Annotated in this window: 12 protein-coding genes; 6 read left to right on the forward strand and 6 right to left on the reverse strand. The window is 49.0% G+C overall.

Annotation, left to right across the window (positions count from 1 at the left end; genetic code table 11):
* Window positions 1-152 precede the first annotated feature (152 nt).
* Window positions 153-548, forward strand: a complete 396-nt coding sequence (locus QUA03_RS14280; protein ID WP_006632892.1) for a response regulator — start codon at window positions 153-155, stop codon at window positions 546-548.
* Window positions 549-847: 299 nt separating this feature from the next.
* Here the strand turns inward: QUA03_RS14280 and QUA03_RS14285 are convergent, their stop codons facing one another.
* The 4 genes from QUA03_RS14285 to rpoB all read right to left on the reverse strand — a co-directional run bounded on the left by QUA03_RS14285 (window position 848) and on the right by rpoB (window position 12,012).
* The gene (locus tag QUA03_RS14285) at window positions 848-4,978 is read right to left on the reverse strand and encodes a DNA-directed RNA polymerase subunit beta'' (RefSeq protein WP_333212957.1); all 4,131 of its coding nucleotides are present in this window, start codon (window positions 4,976-4,978) and stop codon (window positions 848-850) included.
* A 457-nt stretch (window positions 4,979-5,435) separates the two neighbouring features.
* Entirely contained in the window at window positions 5,436-7,310 is a 1,875-nt protein-coding gene (locus tag QUA03_RS14290) for a DNA-directed RNA polymerase subunit gamma (RefSeq protein ID WP_333212958.1), read from the reverse strand.
* A gap of 84 nt (window positions 7,311-7,394) precedes the next feature.
* A complete protein-coding gene (locus QUA03_RS14295; protein ID WP_333212959.1) occupies window positions 7,395-8,483 on the reverse strand; it encodes an HNH endonuclease in 1,089 nt (362 codons plus the stop codon).
* A gap of 142 nt (window positions 8,484-8,625) precedes the next feature.
* A complete protein-coding gene (rpoB, locus tag QUA03_RS14300; protein ID WP_333041547.1) occupies window positions 8,626-12,012 on the reverse strand; it encodes a DNA-directed RNA polymerase subunit beta in 3,387 nt (1,128 codons plus the stop codon).
* A gap of 134 nt (window positions 12,013-12,146) precedes the next feature.
* Here rpoB and QUA03_RS14305 point away from each other — a divergent pair, with 134 nt between their 5' ends.
* Complete coding sequence (locus QUA03_RS14305; protein WP_333212960.1) at window positions 12,147-12,323, forward strand: hypothetical protein; 177 nt, start codon at window positions 12,147-12,149, stop codon at window positions 12,321-12,323.
* Between the two features lie 277 nt (window positions 12,324-12,600).
* Here QUA03_RS14305 and QUA03_RS14310 read toward each other — a convergent pair whose 3' ends face one another.
* Together QUA03_RS14310 and rpsT are read right to left on the reverse strand one after the other, a co-directional pair.
* Window positions 12,601-13,380 (reverse strand): TatD family hydrolase, encoded by a 780-nt coding sequence (locus QUA03_RS14310; protein WP_333212961.1) that lies wholly within the window; start codon window positions 13,378-13,380, stop codon window positions 12,601-12,603.
* Window positions 13,381-13,749: 369 nt separating this feature from the next.
* Window positions 13,750-14,049 (reverse strand): 30S ribosomal protein S20, encoded by a 300-nt coding sequence (gene rpsT / locus QUA03_RS14315; protein ID WP_006632886.1) that lies wholly within the window; start codon window positions 14,047-14,049, stop codon window positions 13,750-13,752.
* An 893-nt stretch (window positions 14,050-14,942) separates the two neighbouring features.
* On the opposite strand from rpsT, the gene hisD reads away from it, so the two are divergent.
* The 4 genes from hisD to QUA03_RS14335 form a co-directional block, all read left to right on the forward strand.
* Window positions 14,943-16,256, forward strand: coding sequence for a histidinol dehydrogenase (hisD, locus tag QUA03_RS14320; protein WP_333041543.1), 1,314 nt, complete (start codon window positions 14,943-14,945; stop codon window positions 16,254-16,256).
* A gap of 324 nt (window positions 16,257-16,580) precedes the next feature.
* A complete protein-coding gene (locus tag QUA03_RS14325) occupies window positions 16,581-17,009 on the forward strand; it encodes a universal stress protein (RefSeq protein ID WP_333212962.1) in 429 nt (142 codons plus the stop codon).
* Window positions 17,010-17,487: 478 nt separating this feature from the next.
* Complete coding sequence (locus QUA03_RS14330; protein WP_333212963.1) at window positions 17,488-19,803, forward strand: tetratricopeptide repeat protein; 2,316 nt, start codon at window positions 17,488-17,490, stop codon at window positions 19,801-19,803.
* A 38-nt stretch (window positions 19,804-19,841) separates the two neighbouring features.
* On the forward strand, window positions 19,842-20,431 hold a 590-nt coding region (locus QUA03_RS14335; RefSeq protein WP_333212964.1), incomplete at its 3' end, for an IS701 family transposase.

A 20,431-nucleotide genomic window follows, 5' to 3' on the forward strand; every position in this document is an offset into this window, starting at 1 on the left:
CAGCTAGTGGCTCAAGGATATACATACGGGTTTTGCAGGGTTCCCGGCTGATGGCGCTAAAAACTCTGCATTTTTGACGGGGAATGTAGTCCCCGTGTCGTGTTCCTCTTTGGACTAAAGTCACAAAGTTTCTATACTTCCCATATTTATTTATGAAAACCGTTCTGATTGTAGAGGACGATTTGGTTAATGCTCGGGTTTTTTCCAAAATTCTGACTAAGCGGGGGGGCTTAGCCGTGAAGCACACGGAAAATGTTGAAGAGGTGATGCAGATTGCTGCCAACGGCGAAGCTGATTTGATTTTAATGGATGTGTCTCTTTCGCGCAGCGTGTACCAGGGCAAATCTGTTGACGGGATTAAGATTACTCAACTGCTCAAAGCTGACCCACAAACGGCATCGCTGCCGATTATTTTGGTGACTGCTCACGCGATGGCTGGTGATAAAGAAACATTTCTGGATCAAAGCGGTGCCGACGGTTACATCTCTAAACCTGTGGTAGACCATCAAGAGTTTGTTAATCAAATCAAGGCTTTGCTGCCTGATTGAGTGAACCATATATGCAGAAGGAAGAAGGAAAAAGGAAGAAGGAAGAAAGAATTGTTTGTTTAAACCAACAAACAATTAAAACTCTAGAATTACAAAGTTTGCTTAAACTCTGAATCTTCCTTCTTCCTTCTTCCTTTGGATGTCTCATCGCACAAGGCTATGAGTTCGGGCTGTTAATTAGTGAGGATAATTTGAGATTTTTCAAGTCATGAAATCGAAGTGTGCGTTGCTGCGAGGAACCAAATTATCCTCAGCGATCGCAACGCTGTTCACTCATTCATGCAATCTCAAAACTATGATTAGTCTTCGTCCTCATCGAAGTCAAAACCGATATCATCATCATCGTCAACATCAGGTCCCAAGGCATCATCCTCAGTCTCAGCGACAAAATCGTCCTCATCCACCTCAACTTCCTCAAAATCCTCATCAGGCTCAAGATCAGACGGGCGCCCGATCTCAAAACCGCTCTCGATCGTATAAGCACGGCGCGCCGATCGGTCATCAAGTACCACATCCTCCTGCAAATCGTGGATGTCCTCATCAAACACAGCACCATCAAAACCCGCATCCTGAACCCCAGCATCCTCATAGGCATTGAACCCAGTACCCGCAGGAATCAGGCGGCCGATGATGACATTTTCCTTGAGCCCCCGGAGCCAGTCAGACTTACCTTCGATCGCAGCCTCAGTCAACACCCGCGTAGTCTCCTGGAACGAAGCAGCGGAAATAAAGCTATCAGTATTCAGCGAAGCCTTAGTAATCCCCAGCAACACCGGAGTATAATCCGCCGGCGCTCCACCAGTAATTGACATCGCCTCATTCACCTGCTCAACCTGCCGCAATTCTACCAACTCGCCGGGGAGCATAGTAGTATCGCCGCCATCTTCCATCCTGACTTTGTTGGTCATCTGGCGGACAATCACCTCGATATGCTTGTCGGAAATATCCACACCCTGAGACTGATAAACCGACTGCACCTCATTCACCAAAAACGTCTGCACCTGTTGGAAACTCTCCAAGGCAGCCTCAAAAGTAGACTGTCGCTCCTTGAGTACGTGGAAGAACACCTCCAGAATTTCGTGAGGGTTAGCAGGCCCGTCGGTCAAAGCTTCGGCGACGCCGACGCGCTGTCCGTCGGAAACGATCGGGTTTTGACCAGGCAACAAAGGATACTCCTCAATCCGGCCATCATCCTCAATCACCGCAAGTTCCACAACATCGTCATCAGTAACCACACGAGCCGTCCCCGGCCGCTTGGCTAAAATACAAGCTTCCTTCGGCTTCCGCCCTTCCAGAAGTTCCTCAATCCGTGGCAAACCTTGAATGATATCCCCAGTCTTTGCCCGCTCAAACACCAGAATCACCAAATTGTCACCCCTCTGCACCAAGTCGCCGTCGTCTACGTGCAGCACAGCACCAGCCGAAACCCTGTAAGGACGAGCCACCCTGAGCAAGAGTTTCGCCGGTTCTGTCTCCGACGCAGGTACAACTTTCACAACTTGGCCGGACTCTTCGAGAACAACCCCCGGAGCTATTTCGGTACCGGCTACCAGCAGTTGACCCGGACTCACATCCGGCGTACCGGCCACGCTTATCGAAATAGAATCGGCATCTCGCATCACCAACAGTCGGCGCACTGGTTCGCCATGTCCCTCACGGATGCCCCGAACGATACCGGCTTCTTTGCAGAGAATCTCGGTGCGGGCGACTACGGCCCCGGGCGCGATCGACTGCCCATCTTCGACCAACAGTCGCGTGTGAGTGCTGCCCTGAGTCGGATCAGCAGACACATCCCGCCGAATCACTAGCGATTCCAAAATGACTAGCTGCAAGCGGAAAGTCTTGGAAACTCGATCGCCCCCATCGGCTACTGTCATCGCCACTTCTTGCGACTCCGTACCGTCTTCAGCCGATCCCCAAGCCGGGCCCGAACCGTCTGCTCCAAAAGCCATAGCATCATCTTCATCGGGCAGGAGCTCAATATCCGCCGCCAGTTGCGGAGCTCCAGAACCAATTTCCAAAATAAGCTGAGTCCGCAGCAGTTCCAATCCCTCGACAGATTTGACGCGCTCCCCATCCTTATAAGGAAGTCGCTGCACCGCTTTCAAAGAGATTGACTCATTCAGCGCCGTCTGAGAAGGCACTGGTGGCTTATCCGGCACCGGAAACTCCACCACAGGCCGCAGCAGCAAAGCCGGGCCTTCGGGAGTTTCGATATACTCGGCATAGCCCAACTCTTCGGCAATCAAGCCCGGGGAAATTTCTTGACCCGCGTTGACGATTTGACCTTCTCCGAAAGTTAGCGGCGGGCGGTCAACCACATGGAGTGTGCCCGGTTTGATCACAATTTCCCGGAGGATGTCATTTTTCTGAGTGATTTCCACTGCCCCGCTGGTTTGGCAGAAAATATCCTTAACGACTTCTGTACCGGCCTCTACGTACTGACCATCTTCGACCAGCAGCAGAGAAATATCCTTATTCACCTCGTGGCACTCTTCCGGTATCCAGAGCAGAGTGCCACCTTTAACGACTTCGTAGCCAAGTTTAGCTTTGCCGCGTTTGTGGACTTCCACCCCGCCGTACTTGACAATGCCCCCTGTAGCTGTGCGGTAGCTGTCGTCGAGCAGTTCGGCGACGACTTCCCCGTTGATGACTTTGCTCCCAGGAGCAGTCTTCAGGGAAAACCGCTGCTTAGAAGATGTTTCGATCGTGTAGTGGTCGCGGCCGCCTGCACTTTCAGCCCGCACGACTGCTTGGTCGAGCAGGACTTGGGCGGTGATAATTTCGATTTCTCTGGGGTCAGCGATGCGGACTACGCCACCGTGTTCGGAGACGAGTTTAGTTTCGGCAATCACGCTTTCTGCTGGAATGCGATCGCCATTTTTCACTGCCGGTTCGGCACCAGGGGGCAAGTTGTAGACTTCTCCTGAGAGAATCCAAATCAGCCCGCCTTTGCTGGCTGTGCGGGTGGTGTTCCCTTGGCGGTCGGTTTTTTCTTCTGGTACTAAGTCGGCAAATTTGGCTTCTCCGGCTAAGTCGGAAGCCACGTCTGTAGTCACTTTTTCCGTAGTTTTGCGGGCGGCGCGACCGACGATCGGCACTTCTGCCAAAACTTGACCGGGAATGGCGCGCTGTCCGTCTTTGACCATCAGAGTCGAACCCTGGACGATCGCCAATTCGATTTTCAGTTTTTGATTTTTGGCACCGGATTTTCCTTCTTCAAATCCGTCGCCCTCAAATACGAGTTTGCCGTTGTTTTCTGCCACCAGTGCTTCTTCGCCGTGTCTTGTGCGGAAGGAGCGAGTACGCAGGTTCTTGAATTTCACTACGCCAGGGAAGGGGGCGCGTTCTTGTTTGGCGACTTCTCCGGTGAATACGCCCCCGGTGTGGAAGGTACGCATGGTGAGCTGGGTTCCCGGTTCCCCGATCGACTGAGCTGCAATAATCCCGATCGCTTCTCCCATGTCCACCATTTTCAAGTGGGCAAGACTCCAGCCGTAGCAGTGCTGGCAAACGGATCGGGTCGATTCGCAAGTCAGGGGCGATCGTAAATACACCTCTGCCACCCCAGCTTTACCAATTTCCGTCGCCAACTCATCGGTAATTGGCTGATTTCGGACGGCTTTTTCGCTGCCGTAAGACACGATTTCCCCTGTTTTGGGGTGTACCGCATCTCTGGCCAACACCCGCCCTAGCAGCCTGTCCTTGAGGGGTATGAGCACTGTTGCTCCGTCTGTCATGGGCCGGACTCGAATTCCCCGCTGAGTGCCGCAGTCCACTTCCCGCACAATTACGTCTTGGGATACGTCCACCAAACGGCGAGTCAGATAGCCAGAGTCTGCCGTCCGCAACGCTGTATCTACCAAGCCTTTGCGCGCGCCGTAGGAAGAGATGATGTATTCGGTGACAGTGAGTCCTTCGCGGAAGTTGGTTTTAATTGGCAAGTCGATGATTTCGCCTTGGGGGTCAGCCATCAATCCGCGCATTCCGACTAGCTGCCGCACTTGAGAAATGTTTCCCCGCGCCCCGGAGAATGCCATCATGTAGACCGAGTTTAGGGGGTCTGTGGCTCGGAAGTTTTTGACTACTTCGTCTTTGAGGTCTTCTGATGTGCTGTTCCAGGTATCGATTACTTTTTGGAAGCGTTCGACTTCGGTGATTTCGCCTCTGGTGTATTTTTGTTCGGTGATGCGGATTTCTTCTTCGGCTGCATCTAGGAGCGATCGTTTTGACGGGGGCACTTGCAGGTCGTCTACGCTAATCGAAACTCCCGCTCGTGTCGCAAAGCGGAAACCTAAGTCTTTGAGTTTATCGGCCATTTGCGCTGTACGGGCCGTTCCGTAGTGCATGAAAGACCAAGAGATTAATTTTTTGAGCTGACCTTTGTCAACAACTCGATTGCGAAAAACAATTTCCTTATTTTCTGTCATTTTTCTGAGTAGTGGTAATTGGTAATTGGTAACTTTAACTGCCGTTAGACTTCTGTTTCTGAGCGAAGCCGAAGGGTTCAGGAACCATGTAGCCGAAGTATTGGTAATTGGTAACTGGTAATTGGTAATTGAGAAGTAGAGCGGTGGGGAAAAACACCAAGCATTTTGTAGGAGTGGGTTTAGCGTATAAGGAAGAGAGCTAAGCTAGAAGATGAATGCACTCACCTGCTCTTCCCATAAGAAAGTTTATTTTCACCTACCTACTTAATTGGTAATTGGTAACTTTTACTGTCCTTCGACTTCGCTCAGGAACCGCAGAGCCGAAGTATTGCTGAGTAGTAATGGGTAATTTTTCCGGATTCAATCACTATTATTTGTTAGCGATCTTTGGTCACTTATTACCCATTACCTCTTACCCATTACCTCTTACCCATTACCTCTTACCCATTACCCATTTCTAATTGTTAATTACCGATTCGATCGTTTGGTGATAGATAATCCGGCCCGGAGTAGTGCGAATGAACTGATTGAGTACCTTGCCCTCTCCGTCTTCCCGAACCCGGCGGAACTTGTATTCTTTTGTCACTATACCGTCGGTAGAGCGTTCCACCTTCAGCGGTTCTCCCTCGGGTTCTGTGTTTTCTATGGCGCCTTGAAACCTCACCCACACATAAGAGTGCAAGTCAACGATTCCTTGTTCGTAAGCTACAACCGCGTCGGTAAGGTTGGAGAAATAGTGACCGGCTCCTTTTTGAGCGTCAGGATTCTCGGCTGTCAAGTAATAGCAACCGAGCACCATATCTTGAGAAGGAGTAACGATCGGTCTTCCGGTTGCCGGCGACATAATGTTGTTAGAAGCCAGCATCAGCAGGCGCGCTTCCGCCTGAGATTCCAGAGACAAAGGCACGTGCACGGCCATTTGGTCGCCGTCAAAGTCAGCGTTAAAAGCCGGACAGACTAGCGGGTGAAGCTGAATTGCCCTCCCGTCCACCAAAATCGGCTCAAAGGCTTGAATCCCCAAACGGTGAAGCGTCGGCGCCCGGTTCAGCATTACCGGGTGTCCTTCAATCACCTCCTGAAGCACGTCCCAAACGCTGGGATCGTTGCGCTGGATCAGTTTTTTGGCAGCTTTGATGTTGTTGACCAATCCTTGGCGGATCAGGCGGTGGATGACGAAAGGCTGGAAAAGTTCGATCGCCATTTCCCTCGGCAAACCGCACTGATGAATCTTCAGTTTCGGCCCCACCACAATCACCGAACGCCCGGAGTAATCAACCCGTTTCCCCAGCAAGTTTTGCCGGAAGCGACCTTGTTTCCCTTCAATGATGTCCGACAGCGACTTCAGCGGGCGGTTGTTTGCCCCCACCACTGTCCGGCCCCGGCGACCGTTGTCAATCAGCGCATCCACAGCTTCTTGTAGCATCCGCTTTTCGTTGCGGATGATAATCTCCGGTGCCAGAATTTCTTGCAGTCTCGCCAACCGATTATTCCGGTTGATTACTCTCCGGTAAAGGTCGTTGAGGTCACTCGTTGCAAAACGCCCGCCGTCTAGCTGCACCATCGGCCGCAAGTCGGGGGGAATCACCGGAATCACATTGAGCACCATCCAATCGGGTTGAGAACCCGTAGCGATGAAGTTGTCAATCACTCGCAAGCGTTTAATTAACTTCGCCCGTTTTTGACCTTTAGCATTAGCAATATCTTCCCGCAGCTTTTCCGCTTCACTTTCTAGCGGAATATTTTGCAGCAAAACTTGCAAAGCTTCAGCACCAATCCCTACTTCTACACCTGTGAGTGTGGAATCTTCGCTGTAAAGTTCGTCTTCTATTTCCAGCCAAGCATCTTCTGTGAGCAATTGCTTGTATTGCAGCTTTTCTGCATTACCTGCATTGAGGACAACGTAGGCATTGAAATAAACGATTTGTTCGACATCTCGGAGCGGCATATCTAGCAGAATAGCCATGTAACTCGGAATGCCTTTGAGATACCAAACGTGAGCTACTGGAGCCGCTAATTTGATAAATCCCATCCGGTGACGGCGGACGCGAGATTCAGTGACTTCTACACCGCATCTTTCGCAAACAATGCCTCTATGGCGAACTCGTTTGTACTTCCCACAATGACATTCCCAATCTTTTGCAGGCCCAAAAATGCGCTCGCAAAACAAGCCATCCATTTCAGGTTTTAATGTCCTATAATTTATTGTTTCGGGTTTTGTCACCTCGCCGGTTATCTGACCGTTGGGTAAAGTTCTCTCTCCCCACTGTCGAATTCTTTCTGGTGAAGCTAACCCGATCTTGACGTAATCAAAGCGTTGTTCTATTTTAGCCATTCTTGACTCCAATTGATGATTTACAGTCGATAATTTGTGGTAATTTATCTTTTTTGTTGGATTTTTTTGCGGCTTAAATCAATTTTATTCTCCTCTATATGTGACATTCCTTTTGATATCAGAAATGACATTTCTGGATACCCCAAATTCCTGAGCAATTTTAGCAATGGATTCTCCGGCTTGAATTCGTTCTCTGATTTCAAGAGCTTGAGCAAAAGTAAATTTGCGATCAAGATGTCCACCCATGCGAGGAAGTGGAACCTGTTGACCTGCTTCATTCCAAGTGACGTGATATTTAATATCGTGTATGGTTTTGCGGCCGACACTGTATTCCTGTGCTACATCCTTCATCCTCTCTCCTGCTGCTAGCTTTTGTCGAATTTCTCGCACCTTTTCCCAATCTAATTTGGCATTGGAAAGGGGATGACTTTTGCCTTGAGTGCGTCCTTTCTTAGAAGCATCTAATGAATTTTGGGAACGGGTACCACCCCACAGGTGTTCTGGATTGATGCAACTGGGACGATCGCAGCTATGACAAGCATCTATTGAAGTGGGAATTTCACATCCTAATTTCTCTGCTAAAACAGCACGAGTGACTGATTTCGATTTCCCATTTTTAAAGTACCTGCCATAGCCTTGACCGTCCTTTGAGCCTTGAAAAATGATGCAGCCGTTGTCTTGAATTTCTCCTAAAAAACCTGGCGAAACTGTAGTGAAGTTATCGGGAATATTTGTCTGAAGTATCTTAGTAATAGTTTCATGTTGTACCCCATACTCTTTTGCTAGGTGGTTTTTGACTGTTCCAGATAAATATTTAGTCTGAATTTCCCGTAGTTGTGCGATCGACAATATGCCAATACCGGGAATACTTTTGCGTCTGGGAGTTTTGCGATCGCGCCCAATCATCTGCCCAGTATTCTCAGCAGCAGTACCTACTACCAGATGTGCCGGGTTGATGCAGCTTCGATTGTCGCAGGTATGGCAACCAAAATAACCGGAACCGAGGAATCCTGCTATTTTTGATTCGAGGACTAAACGGTGGACTAATACTGTTTTGCCATCGATCCACTTGCGCGCGTAACCGTTGCCAAACTTGCTCCCTTGCCAATTAATACAGCCCGTCGCCCGGTCAACTTCTCCTTGAATTCCTGGGACAACTGTTACAATATTCATGTTCAGCGTCTCTCCTGTTTAGAGCGTTGATTCGCCTCAGCAGTGTTCGTACCACTGCTGAGGCATTTTAATTTGAGATTGTCGATTAAAGATTAAAGAATTCAATGCTGTCAAAAAATCTTTAATCTTTAATCTTTAATGCCTAATCCTCGTCAAGTTCGTCACGAGAAAGGGATTCGTAAGTAGGCCGGGAGGGCGATCGCTTGCCCCCAGCATCCGCCATCAAATCCACCTCAACGTGCTCGCTGCCCTCGTCGGACGTATTCACCTTGTGCACAGCAATATCCAAGCACAAAGACTGCAACTCCCGCATCAGCACCTTGAAAGATTCCGGCGTACCGGGGCGCGGAATAGCTTTGCCTTTGACGATCGCATTCAGCGCTTCATTCCGCCCCTGCATATCGTCCGACTTGACAGTCAGCAACTCTTGCAAAGTATAAGCTGCGCCGAACGCTTCCAGAGCCCAGACTTCCATTTCTCCGAACCGCTGACCCCCTTGCTGCGCTTTGCCGCCCAAAGGCTGCTGCGTTACCAGCGAGTAAGGGCCTGTGCTACGGGCGTGGATCTTATCGTCTACCAAGTGAACCAGCTTCAGCATATAGGCGATGCCGACTGTGATCGGGCGATCGAACGGTTCCCCAGTTCGGCCATCGTAGACAATAGTCTTGCCGGGGTGCTTTTCATTAAACACCCAAGGCTTACCGGTTTTTTCCCGTGCCTCCTGTAGCTTACCGTGTACGGTTTCCCGCGACTTTTCAGCGCCGTGCATTTCATCAAAAGGCACCATCTTGAACCGCATCGAGAGATTTTCGCCGGCCCATCCCAGCAAGCACTCAAAAATCTGACCCACGTTCATCCGCGACGGTACGCCCAAGGGATTGAGCACTATGTCAACCGGAGTCCCGTCGGGTAAGTAGGGCATATCCTCCATCGGCAAAATCCGGGACACAATACCCTTATTCCCGTGGCGGCCGGCCATTTTGTCGCCGACTTGAATCTTCCGCTTTTGAGCCACGTAGACGCGGACGACCATGTTAGCGCCGGGGGGCAGTTCGTCGCCCTGTTCGCGGGTAAACACCCGCACGTCCACCACGCGGCCTTTTTCGCCGTTAGGGACGCGGAGGGAATTGTCGCGTACATCGCGGGCTTTTTCGCCGAAGATTGCCCTCAGTAGTTTTTCTTCCGGCGGTTGGTCGGATTCACCTTTGGGGGTGACTTTTCCGACTAGGATGTCGCTGGCTTCTACCCAAGCACCTTTGCGGATAATCCCCTGTTCGTCTAGCTGGCGCAGCGCGTCTTCGCCGACGTTAGGAATTTCGCGGGTGATTTCTTCGGGGCCGAGTTTGGTTTGGCGGGCTTCGATTTCGTATTTTTCAATGTGGATCGAAGTGTAGACATCTTCGTACACCAAACGCTCGCTAATTAGCATGGCGTCTTCGTAGTTGTATCCTTCCCAAGGCATATAAGCTACGAGGATGTTGTGGCCCAGAGCGAGTTCTGCCCCTTCGGTGGAGGAACCGTCGGCGAGCACTTGACCTGCTACGACGCGATCGCCCTCATAAATCAGCGGACGCTGGTTTAAGCAAGTATCCTGGTTAGAACGCTGATATTTTTGCAGTTCGTGTTCGATGCAGCCAGCATATTTTTGCTTCCAAACCGAGGGCTGTTTGACTTTGAGATCGTCGTATTCCTTAATCAGGAAATGTTCTTCGCTGGAATTCGATTCGGCATCTACAGCCAGGGGTTTGACAATAATCCGGGTAGCGTCGATGTAAATCACCTCGCCGTCGATCCGGGAAACCACAACCATCCCGGAATCTCGGGCGGCCTGAGCTTCCAAGCCCGTACCGACGAGGGGCCGTTCTGGTTTCAGTAGCGGCACAGCTTGCCGCTGCATATTCGATCCCATCAGAGCTCGGTTGGCGTCGTCGTGTTCCAAGAACGGAATCAACGATGTCGCGACGGAGACGATTTGCACGGGCGAAATCGCCATGTAGTCCACCTGCATCGGAGTGGTGGTAGTAAATTCTTGGCGGTAGCGGACGGCTACGGTTTCGCCCAAGAGGTTGTTGTTTTCGTCGAGGCTGATGTCTCCGGGGGCGACGCGCAAATCGTCTTCTTCGTCGGCTGTCATGTAAACAGGGGCTTTGTCGCGCAGCACCCGTCCTTTTTCTACTGGATAAAAAGGAGTTTCGATGAAGCCGTAGGGGTTGACGCGGGCGTGGGTTGCCAAGGAACCGATCAGACCGGCGTTAGGGCCTTCTGGTGTTTCGATCGGGCAAATCCGGCCGTAGTGGGACGGGTGAATGTCCCGCACTGCAAACCCGGCGCGTTCCCTAGTCAGACCTCCAGGGCCCAAGGCGGAAAGCCGACGTTTGTGAGTCAGTTCTGCCAGAGGGTTGGTTTGATCCATGAACTGCGATAGCTGGGAGGAACCGAAGAATTCCTTGATTGCTGCTACCAGCGGTTTGGGGTTGACCAGAGAAGCGGGGCTGAGGGAGTCGGCATCCGAGACGGTCATTCTTTCGCGGATAATCCGTTCTAAGCGGTTGAGGCCGACTCGGACTTGGTTTTGCAGCAGTTCTCCGACACTGCGGACGCGACGGTTGCCTAAGTGGTCGATGTCGTCGGTGGAGCCGATGTCGAATTCGAGGTTAATTAAGTAGTCGATCGCCGTCAAGATATCTTGCGATGTCAGCACCCGCATCGTATCGGGGACTGTCAAGCGCAATTTTTTGTTGAGTTTGTAGCGGCCGACTCGGCCCAAATCGTAGCGTTTGGGGTCGAAAAAGCGCGAGTTAAGGAGCTGTTCGCCCCCTGCCACGGTGGGGGGTTCGCCTGGACGGAGTTTGCGGTAGAGCTCCATCAAAGCTTCTTCTTCGCCGAATTGTCCTTCTTTCTCGATCGTTTTTTGGAAGTATTCCGGGTGGCGGAGTGAGTCGTAGATTTCGCCGTCTGTGAGTCCGAGGGCTTTGAGCAGCACCTGAGCCGATAGTTTGCGGGTTTTGTCGATTCTGACCCAGACTAAATCGTTTTTGTCTGTTTCAAATTTCAGCCAAGCGCCGCGGTTGGGGATCAGACTGGCGTTGTAAGAACGGCGACCGTTTTTGTCGGTTTCCGATTTGTAGTACACGCCTGGGGAACGAACGATTTGGTTGACGATGACCCGTTCCGCGCCGTTGATAATGAAAGTGCCGCGCTCGGTCATCAAGGGCAAATCGCCGATGAAGACTTCTTGTTCTTTGATTTCCCCTGTTTCTTTGTTAATCAGGCGGGTGGGTACGTACATTTGCACCGAGTAGGTGCTGTCCCTGCGCTTGGCTTCGTCCACGTCGTATTTCGGGCGCTTGAGTTTGAAGTCTTTGCCCATGAAGTGGAGTTCCAGCTTCCCCGTGTAGTCTGTAATCGGAGAGAAGCTGTCGAGTTCTTCGATCAGCCCGGCTTCTAGAAACCAGCGAAAACTTGCCCGCTGGATTTCGATCAGGTCGGGCAAGGTGAAGGCGAATTCTGTGTAATCTTTAGTGGTCATGGGGGTCCTTTTTCCGCAGTGGCTCTAGCTTTTTACATGGCGCCAAGGCTGGGCTTTTTTACCTTGTTGCGTTTTTTTGATTGATTGTGTGAGAGAATTTATATGATGTTTTCGATCGCCTGCCAACTGCTGCAATGGTTATTTTTGCTTGTGGCTCGCAGTATTTTTGTGCGGATTTGAGTTTCGATCGAGATGCTTTTAGCTCCGATCTCGTGGTATCCCAGGGTGAATTCCCTACACTTTTGACTCCTAAAATTGACTTGACAGCTATTGCCAAATTGCTGAGGTTCCAAGTTTCTTCTGATGTGTAAGTTTGAGGTATTGCGTGAAGTTTTGACCGATTCCGAAGGTTAGCGTACTCGCGTTGTGTTGGCCGGAACTGGGCGACATCGCAGTCGCGGATACTAAGCTAACGCCCGATCGGTTGGTTCTTTTTATTATAGGACGCAAATCCGATCGCAACAGGCAACGCCAAAAGAATCTCCAATAAAGGATGAATCCGGTTTTTCTGGCAGGATAGAAATGGGATTTTCCTGATCGCGGGTTCCTAAATCAACCTGTTTTCCTCGTTTCTCTGTTCTGCTATAACTAAACTGAAAAGCCGAATAGCTGACAGGCATTTTTGGTTGTCTGCTGGGACAAAGTTAATAGAGAAACTCCTCTCAATTTAGCAACTTGCTCGGCTACGTAGTAGACATAGGCTGGTTCGTTGCGTTTTCCCCGCTGGGGTACGGGGGCGAGAAAAGGGCAATCTGTCTCGACTAGGATGCGATCGCTATTTACCATACAAGCTGATTCTTGTATTTGCAAGGCTTTTTTAAAGGTGACTGTTCCGCTAAAACTAATGTAGAAACCTAGGTCTAAAAACCACTGGGTTTCTTCGGGTGTGCCTCCCCAGCAGTGCATAACTCCGCGCACTGGCCCGCGTGTTTGCCAAAAGTTCCTCAGCATTTCGGCCATTGGGGCGGCGGCGTCGCGACAGTGGATAATGACTGGTTTGTCAAGTTCCTGGGCGATTGAAAGCTGTGCCTCAAACACTTTAAACTGGTGTTCTCGATCGTCAGCTTTATAAAAGTCCAGTCCGGTTTCGCCGATCGCCACGACCCTAGAGTCCGAACTTGCTAATTCCCTAATCTGGCTCGCAGTCTCGTCTTTCCACTTGTCGGCATCTAGGGGGTGGAGTCCAACCGCAAAGGACACTTCTGGAAACTGGTTGGCGATGGCTTGAATGCCGGCAAACTCTTCTGGCTCTACACAAGAATGAACCAGCCGAACTACACCAGCTTCGCGCCAGCGTTCTCGAATGGCTTCTAACTCAGATTTGTAGGTCTCAAAGTTGATATGAACGTGAGTGTCGATGAGCTGCATGGGGGAAGCAGATTAGAGGTGATACGGGAGAGTCCTGGTGGGATAGTGCGAGGGGGGAGTGAGAGAGTCTGGGAGTGGGAGTGGGAGAGAGTGTATGGGAAAAATCTTCCGTTTTCTTTCTTCCTTCTTCCTGCTTCACGCTGGACTTCTTCACGCTTGACAATCAAGCATCCAGGATACCCGCCACGTGATTCATCCGTCCAGAAATAAAAAACCTGTATCCGATGAAACTTGCCCCCCGAATTTATCCGTGGGGTCAATGCTTCAATCGAAAATCGAAAATCGAAAATCGAAAATCGATTGACTTCTTCCCTCAACATCCATCCCTTCAATCTTGTACACTGCTTCGTTGCCGAACTTTCTGCTTCCTTAAGATGCTACCGATACTTCGTGCGGCTTGAGGGTTCTTGCCAAGCGGGACTTTTTGCGAGCGCCGTTGTTGCGGTGGAGTACACCTTTTTTGACAGCTTTGTCAATTTTGCTGTAGGCCTCAGACATGCGCTGCTGAACTTCTTGCATTAATTCCGGGCTCGGAGCTGCGGCGTACTTGTCTACGGCAGCGAAATATTTCTTCATCAAAGTTTTGACCGCTGACTTGTAAGATTTGTTGTACAAGCGGTTACGTTCGGCGATTTTGACTCGTTTGACGGCGGACTTAATATTTGCCATAGTTCAGTTGCTGGAAGTAGGTATTCATTGATACACCCTAGTCTCAAGACAGTCTCAAGACACGGGGATTTTGAAGGACAACCTTTTCGGGATCGATCCGCAAAAAGCTTGATTTTTAAGAGCGGAGTGAGACAGCCACTCTCGATTCGCTCAGATTGAGCTGAGTCTGTGGCTACTTTTTGGCGACGCCCGCGCAATAATTTTTTATTGACTCATTTAACTGCCTGTTTTTTACCCCTGACAATACCCACAGGTATGACACGGGTGTTACGGAGGCGTTTTGCGGTGTTTCCACCGTCACGAGTTAAAGTCACGGTTTCTTGCGCGCAATTTTCAAGTATACAATAATTTGGCGTTTTTTTATAAAAAAATTATCAGGTGTTGGAAAAACTAATATAGCACCTATTTTGCTTAAAATCCAATTCTCTGAAAAATCCAAGTTAAGCTATAACAAAGAATACGGGTTATTTGGGCTTCGGCAAGAAGCACTTACCGAAGGTAGAAGGTAAAAAGCTGAAGGTAGAAGGTAGAAGGTAGAAGACAGCCGGATCTGAAGGTAGAAGGTAGAAGGCAGAATCAAAATTCTCCCGCTCGAACACTCTCCCTCTCGGATCATATCGGGGTCGGACACACTCCCCCTCTGCGTTCCCACCCTCTCCCTCCGCAATCGGTTCTCTGGCGGGCAATTCAAGAGAGAAGGTTGTGACTTGTCCTCAGTGTTGCAAAATCCTCGACAGAGATTTAAACGCTGCACTGAAGCCTTTGAAAATGCCGCGACTATCGCGGTTTAAGCTTGTGGACTGGTGGTGGCCTACTTCTCTAGGAGAACCCCACAAAAATCCCCAATTGTCAAGCAAATGTTAGTGAAGTTATAGACGGCATTCCTAATCTCCATGCTGCGAATCATTACTCAGTGGGTTGAGGCACAAGCTGAACTGCGACGGATCTGCGATCGCACCCATGACGAACTTGTCGTTCACAAAGAAGCCACCGTGCGGGAGGTGCTGCAAGCTGTAAGGCGCAGAGGCGATCAGGCTGTGCTGCACTACACTGCTGAATTTGACCGCATGACCCTAAATGTGGAAGATTTACGGGTGAGCGGCGCCGAATTGGATGCTGCTTACCAACAGGTGTCGAAAGAATTATTAAATGCCATCCGGCTGGCTTGCAAACAGGTAGAGGCGTTTCACCGACAGCGCGTACCCAAGTCTTGGGTGCAGTTTGGTGATGACGAGATTGTTTTGGGCAAGCGCTACACGCCGGTCGATCGAGCGGGAATCTACATTCCTGGGGGTCAGGCTTCCTATCCAAGCTCGGTGATCATGAATGCGGTTCCTGCGAAGGTCGCCAAGGTGCCGAGACTGGTGATGTGTACTCCCCCCGGACAGGAGAAGAAAATGAATCCTGCGGTGCTGGTAGCGGCTCAGGAAGCGGGAGTTGATGAGATTTATCGAGTAGGCGGGGCGCAGGCGATCGCAGCTTTAGCCTACGGTACGGAAACTATTCCGAAGGTGGATTTAATTACTGGGCCCGGGAATATTTACGTCACCCTGGCTAAAAAACTGGTTTACGGGACTGTGGGGATCGATTCTCTGGCTGGCCCGTCGGAAGTGCTGATTATTGCTGATGGTTCGGCGAATCCCGTGCACGTGGCTGCAGATATGTTGGCTCAAGCTGAGCACGATTCGATGGCGTCGGCAATTTTGCTGACGGCGGATTCGGTGCTGGCTAGGAAGGTGGTGGCTGAGGTAGACAGACAGTTGGCAAATCACCCGCGCCGAACTTTAACAGAAAAGGCGATCGCCAACTATGGTTTAGTCGTAGTAGTTGACTCGCTCAAAGCTGCGGCGGAACTCTCTAACGAGTTCGCGCCCGAACACTTGGAATTGCAAGTTGCAGATCCCTGGGCTTTGCTAGACCAAATTCGCCACGCCGGGGCGATTTTCTTGGGCTGTTCGACGCCGGAAGCTGTAGGTGATTATTTGGCTGGCCCGAATCACACTTTGCCGACTTCTGGGGCTCCGCGCTATGCGTCGCCGCTGGGTGTCGAAACTTTTATGAAGCATTCGAGTTTGATTCAATATTCGCCGGCTGCACTTAAGAAGGTGAGTAGGGCGATTAATGTATTGGCGGAAGCCGAGGGGCTTCCTTCTCACGCTGATTCGGTGCGGCTGCGGACTGAAAATGAGGGAAAGGGTGAGTTTTAGATGGTAAATTTGAGATGGGCGATCGGCAAAATACATAGGTAGTAAAAAGCGAGTGAAATGCAGTGAAAGGAAGCAATTCTCTTGCGATTATGGTAGCTTTACATTCTGTGACAAGTGGCCCAGTTTATTTGCACCTACCTACTTACGCACTGCGGGCTTAAGAAACCCGGTTTCTTCCAGTATCTTGCTTAAATGACGCAATTATGTTAAGAAGCCGGGTTTCGGGGTAGGTAATAATGATGTTGGTGGGGAGCGCGAAATTGTCGAAAGTAGGCGACAATCAACGAAAAATTTAAAGTCTAAATATCTGAGATTTAAAGGTGCATGGTATTGAATACTGTTTTGGTAGCGATCGACAATTCAGAGTTAGCGACTCAGGTACTGCAAGTTGTAGGACAATTTCAGCTAGAACCGACGGCAAAGGTGATTCTAGTTCATGTTGTGAGTTCTGGTACGTCGGATTTTGACGCGGTTGTCGATCGACCTCACGCTCAGGGAGATGAGATTGCTTACCGAGAGGTGGAGAAGTTGCTGCAATCTTATCAGGAAAAGTTGCGTTGCCAGAGCGAATTGGAGATTGTTTCGGGACAACCTGCAGAAGAAATTGTCCGTTTGGCTCATATCTATAAGGCCGATTTAATTGCGATCGGCTGTCGGGGTTTGACTGGTTTAAAGCGGATTTTGGAGGGTTCGGTGAGTGCGGAGGTTGTGGCTGAGGCTCCTTGTTCGGTGTTGGTGGTGCGATCGAAGTAAGGGGAATTGAACCGCAGAGATTGAAAGCCGGGATGCTTGTTTCACAGAGATTGACAGTAGCTAAAACTTGTAGGGTGTGTCAGCCAAGAGTTATTGAATCCCCAGATAATCTAACGCGAGCTGACGCACCCAAATATAAATTTTTGTTTATTTAGAATGTTAATTGTTGTATAGATTTAAGACTCGTTTTGAAACAGCCGTTATGCTGTCAGCAGGATAAATGTTTGATGAGACATTGGCTTGAGTCTCTGGAAGACACAGGAGCGATCGTGTGGTAGATGTCGATCGCCTGTTAGGTATGTCTCGCAAAATCAACATTGACCTCATCAAAGGGTTGTGTAGTAATATCCGCCAATAGTTCTACACTCTTTGTTTTATTACGATATTTTGATAATTTCACACACTCAGATATAATTGGGCGTAGTTTTTTAAACCGTTAAAAAAGCACTTTCATTAAAATTCACTAACTGCAAAGACTATGACTAAAAAACCGCATCGCTTGATTCCGCAAGTTCTGGCTGCTGGTTTGACCCTGTTTGGGGTGGCGGGTTGTTCTCCTGTCTATTTGAGTCAAGGAATGGCTCGCACCAATCAAGGCGATTTCAAGGGTGCTGTAGCTGATTATAATCAGAAAATTGAATTTAATCCCAACTATGCTATTACCTACCGTTGGAGTGAGATCGAATATGAATTACGGGGAGGTCAAATACGGAAAAAAGAAGACTGGAGCATAGATTTTTATAGGTCGCTCGCCACCTCTACATTAGTCTTTTTGATAGTCTTTTTGCTCCTGTGTGGCCTAATAGCTGGTTTAGCTGTCTATTACAATCAACATGATACCGACGCTGAAACCTACTTAAATCAGGGTAATGCCAACTATAACCAAGGAAAAATAGAAGAGGCGATCTCCGATTATAATCGGGCGATCGACCTCAATCCCAAATATGCTGATGCCTACCTCTATCGCGGCGCTGCCAATCAAGCCTTAGGGAAAATAGAAGAAGCGCTCGGAGATTATAATAAGGCGATCGACCTTAATCCCAGAAATAGTAATGCCTACGTCAATCGGGCCGCTGCCAATGATGCCTTAGGGAAAATAGAAGAAGCGCTCGCAGATTCTAATAAAGCGATCGACCTTAATCCCAGAAATACTAAAGCCTACGTCAATCGGGGTGCTGCCAATTATGTCTTAGGGAAAATAGAAGAAGCGCTCGCAGATTTTAATAAAGCGCTCGACCTTAATCCCAACCATGCTGATGCCTACTACAATCGGGGCGCTGCCAATGCTGACTTAGGGAAAATAGAAGAAGCGCTCGCAGATTATAATAAAGCGATCGACCTCAATCCCAAATATGCTGCTGCCTACGTCAATCGGGCCTGTGCCAATTATGCCTTAGGGAAAAAAGAAGAAGCGCTCGCAGATTTTAATAAAGCGCTCGACCTTAATCCCAACCATGCTGATGCCTACTACAATCGGGGCGTTGTCAATAATGCCTTAGGGAAAATAGAAGAAGCGCTCGCAGATTATAATAAAGCGCTCGACCTCGATCCCAAATTAGCTGTTGCCTATCTCAATCGGGGTGGTGCCAAGTATGAGCTTGGGCAAAAAGCAGAGGCAATCTCCGATTATAATCAGGCGATCGAGCTCGATCCCAAATTAGCTGTTGCCTACGTCGAGCGGGGTTATGTCAAGTACGATCTTGGAGAAAAAGAAGAGGCGATCTCCGATTATAATCAGGCGATCGAGCTAAACCCCAATTATTCTGATGCCTACTACACTCGGGGTTTAGCTAACTCTGCCCTAGGAAAAACAGAAGAGGCGATCGCAGATCATACGAAGGCGATCGAACTTAATCCCAACTATGCTGATGCTTACTACACTCGGAGTTTAGCTAACTCTGCCCTAGGGACAACAGAAGAAGTCCTCTTAGATTATACTCAGGCGATTGACCTTAATTTCAACGCTGCTAATGCCTACTTCAATCGGGGTAATGCCAAGTCTGACCTAGCGAAAAAAGAAGAAGTGCTCGTAGATTATACTCAGGCGATTGACCTAAATCCCAATGATGCTGTTGCCTACTTAAATCGGGGTTTAGCAAAGTATAAATTAGGGGAAAAAGAAGAAGCGATCGCAGATTACAATCAGGCGCTCCACCTTGATTCCTATTATGCTGATGCTTACTATAGTCGGGGCTTAGCCAAGTCTGCCCTAGGAAGAAAAGAAGAGGCTATCGTAGATTACAATCAGGCACTCCACCTTTATTCTTATTATGCTGATGCCTACTTAAATCGTGATTTAGCCAAGTCTGACATAGAAAAAGAACAGGCACTTGCAGATTATAATCAGGCTATCAACCTTAATTCAAAATTAGCTGTTGCCTACGTCAGTCGCGGTTTAGCCAAGTCTGATTTAGGGCAAAAAGCAGAGGCGCTCGCAGATTATACTAAGGCGATAGACCTTGATTCCTACTATGCTGATGCCTACTTAAATCGCGGGTTAGCCAAGTCTGCCCTAGGAGAAAAAGCAGAGGCGCTCACAGATTATACTAAGGCGATTGACCTTGATGCCTACTATGCTGATGCCTACTACAATCGGCGTAATGTCAAGTCTGCTCTGGGGGAAGAAGCAGAGGCGCTTGCAGATTATAATCAGGCGATCGAGCTGAATCCCAAACTAGCTGTTGCCTACAACAATCGGGGTAATGCCAAGTCTGCTCTAGGTGAAAAAACAGAGGCGATCGCAGATTATACTAAGGCGATCGAGCTTAACCCTCTTTTGTCACTCTCGTGGTAGTATAAGCAGTAACACACCCCAAAAGCATTGCCAGTCCTATGGTAGAGCCTCGTAAACCAGTACCCACAGTCAACTTTATAGATGAATACTGTCAAATTTACCAAAACATATTTCCAGAAGTTAGGAGCTTTGAAGCTTTTAAGTACTTACATGTCGGTATGATATCGGACATAAAACGCAAAACACTACCATCAATAGCGAAAGTTATAGGGCTAGATAATCATCAAGCATTACACCATTTTTTAACACAATCACCTTGGGATGTAAAAGAATTAAGTCAGCAACGATTAGAATTAATATTATATGTACTTCAAGGGCGTCCAATAGTACTAATAATTGATGAGACAGGAGATAAAAAAAAGGGGAAGGCGACTGATTATGTAAAACGGCAGTACATTGGAAATTTAGGTAAAACAGATAATGGTATCGTTGCAGTTACAGCGTATGGTGTTTTATCGGGTCTGACTTTTCCTCTATTATTTGAAGTTTATAAACCGAGAGAAAGACTGCAACCAGGAGATGAATATCTAACTAAACCTGAAATTGCCGCGAAAATGATCAAACAATTGCGTGCGATGGGATTTAAATTTAATCTTGTCCTAGCAGATAGTTTATACGGAGAGAGTAG

It is taken from the genome of Microcoleus sp. S36b_A4 (assembly GCF_036700645.1).
Lineage (GTDB): Bacteria > Cyanobacteriota > Cyanobacteriia > Cyanobacteriales > Microcoleaceae > Microcoleus.

What these genes read in the sequence shown, in the direction of transcription:
- QUA03_RS14280 (WP_006632892.1), top strand. Translation starts at nt 153, where the DNA reads ATGAAAACCGTTCTGATTGTAGAGGACGATTTGGTTAATGCTCGGGTT.
- QUA03_RS14285 (WP_333212957.1), bottom strand. Translation starts at nt 4,978, where the DNA reads ATGACAGAAAATAAGGAAATTGTTTTTCGCAATCGAGTTGTTGACAAA.
- QUA03_RS14290 (WP_333212958.1), bottom strand. Translation starts at nt 7,310, where the DNA reads ATGGCTAAAATAGAACAACGCTTTGATTACGTCAAGATCGGGTTAGCT.
- QUA03_RS14295 (WP_333212959.1), bottom strand. Translation starts at nt 8,483, where the DNA reads ATGAATATTGTAACAGTTGTCCCAGGAATTCAAGGAGAAGTTGACCGG.
- rpoB (WP_333041547.1), bottom strand. Translation starts at nt 12,012, where the DNA reads ATGACCACTAAAGATTACACAGAATTCGCCTTCACCTTGCCCGACCTG.
- QUA03_RS14305 (WP_333212960.1), top strand. Translation starts at nt 12,147, where the DNA reads ATGGTTATTTTTGCTTGTGGCTCGCAGTATTTTTGTGCGGATTTGAGT.
- QUA03_RS14310 (WP_333212961.1), bottom strand. Translation starts at nt 13,380, where the DNA reads ATGCAGCTCATCGACACTCACGTTCATATCAACTTTGAGACCTACAAA.
- rpsT (WP_006632886.1), bottom strand. Translation starts at nt 14,049, where the DNA reads ATGGCAAATATTAAGTCCGCCGTCAAACGAGTCAAAATCGCCGAACGT.
- hisD (WP_333041543.1), top strand. Translation starts at nt 14,943, where the DNA reads ATGCTGCGAATCATTACTCAGTGGGTTGAGGCACAAGCTGAACTGCGA.
- QUA03_RS14325 (WP_333212962.1), top strand. Translation starts at nt 16,581, where the DNA reads ATGGTATTGAATACTGTTTTGGTAGCGATCGACAATTCAGAGTTAGCG.
- QUA03_RS14330 (WP_333212963.1), top strand. Translation starts at nt 17,488, where the DNA reads ATGACTAAAAAACCGCATCGCTTGATTCCGCAAGTTCTGGCTGCTGGT.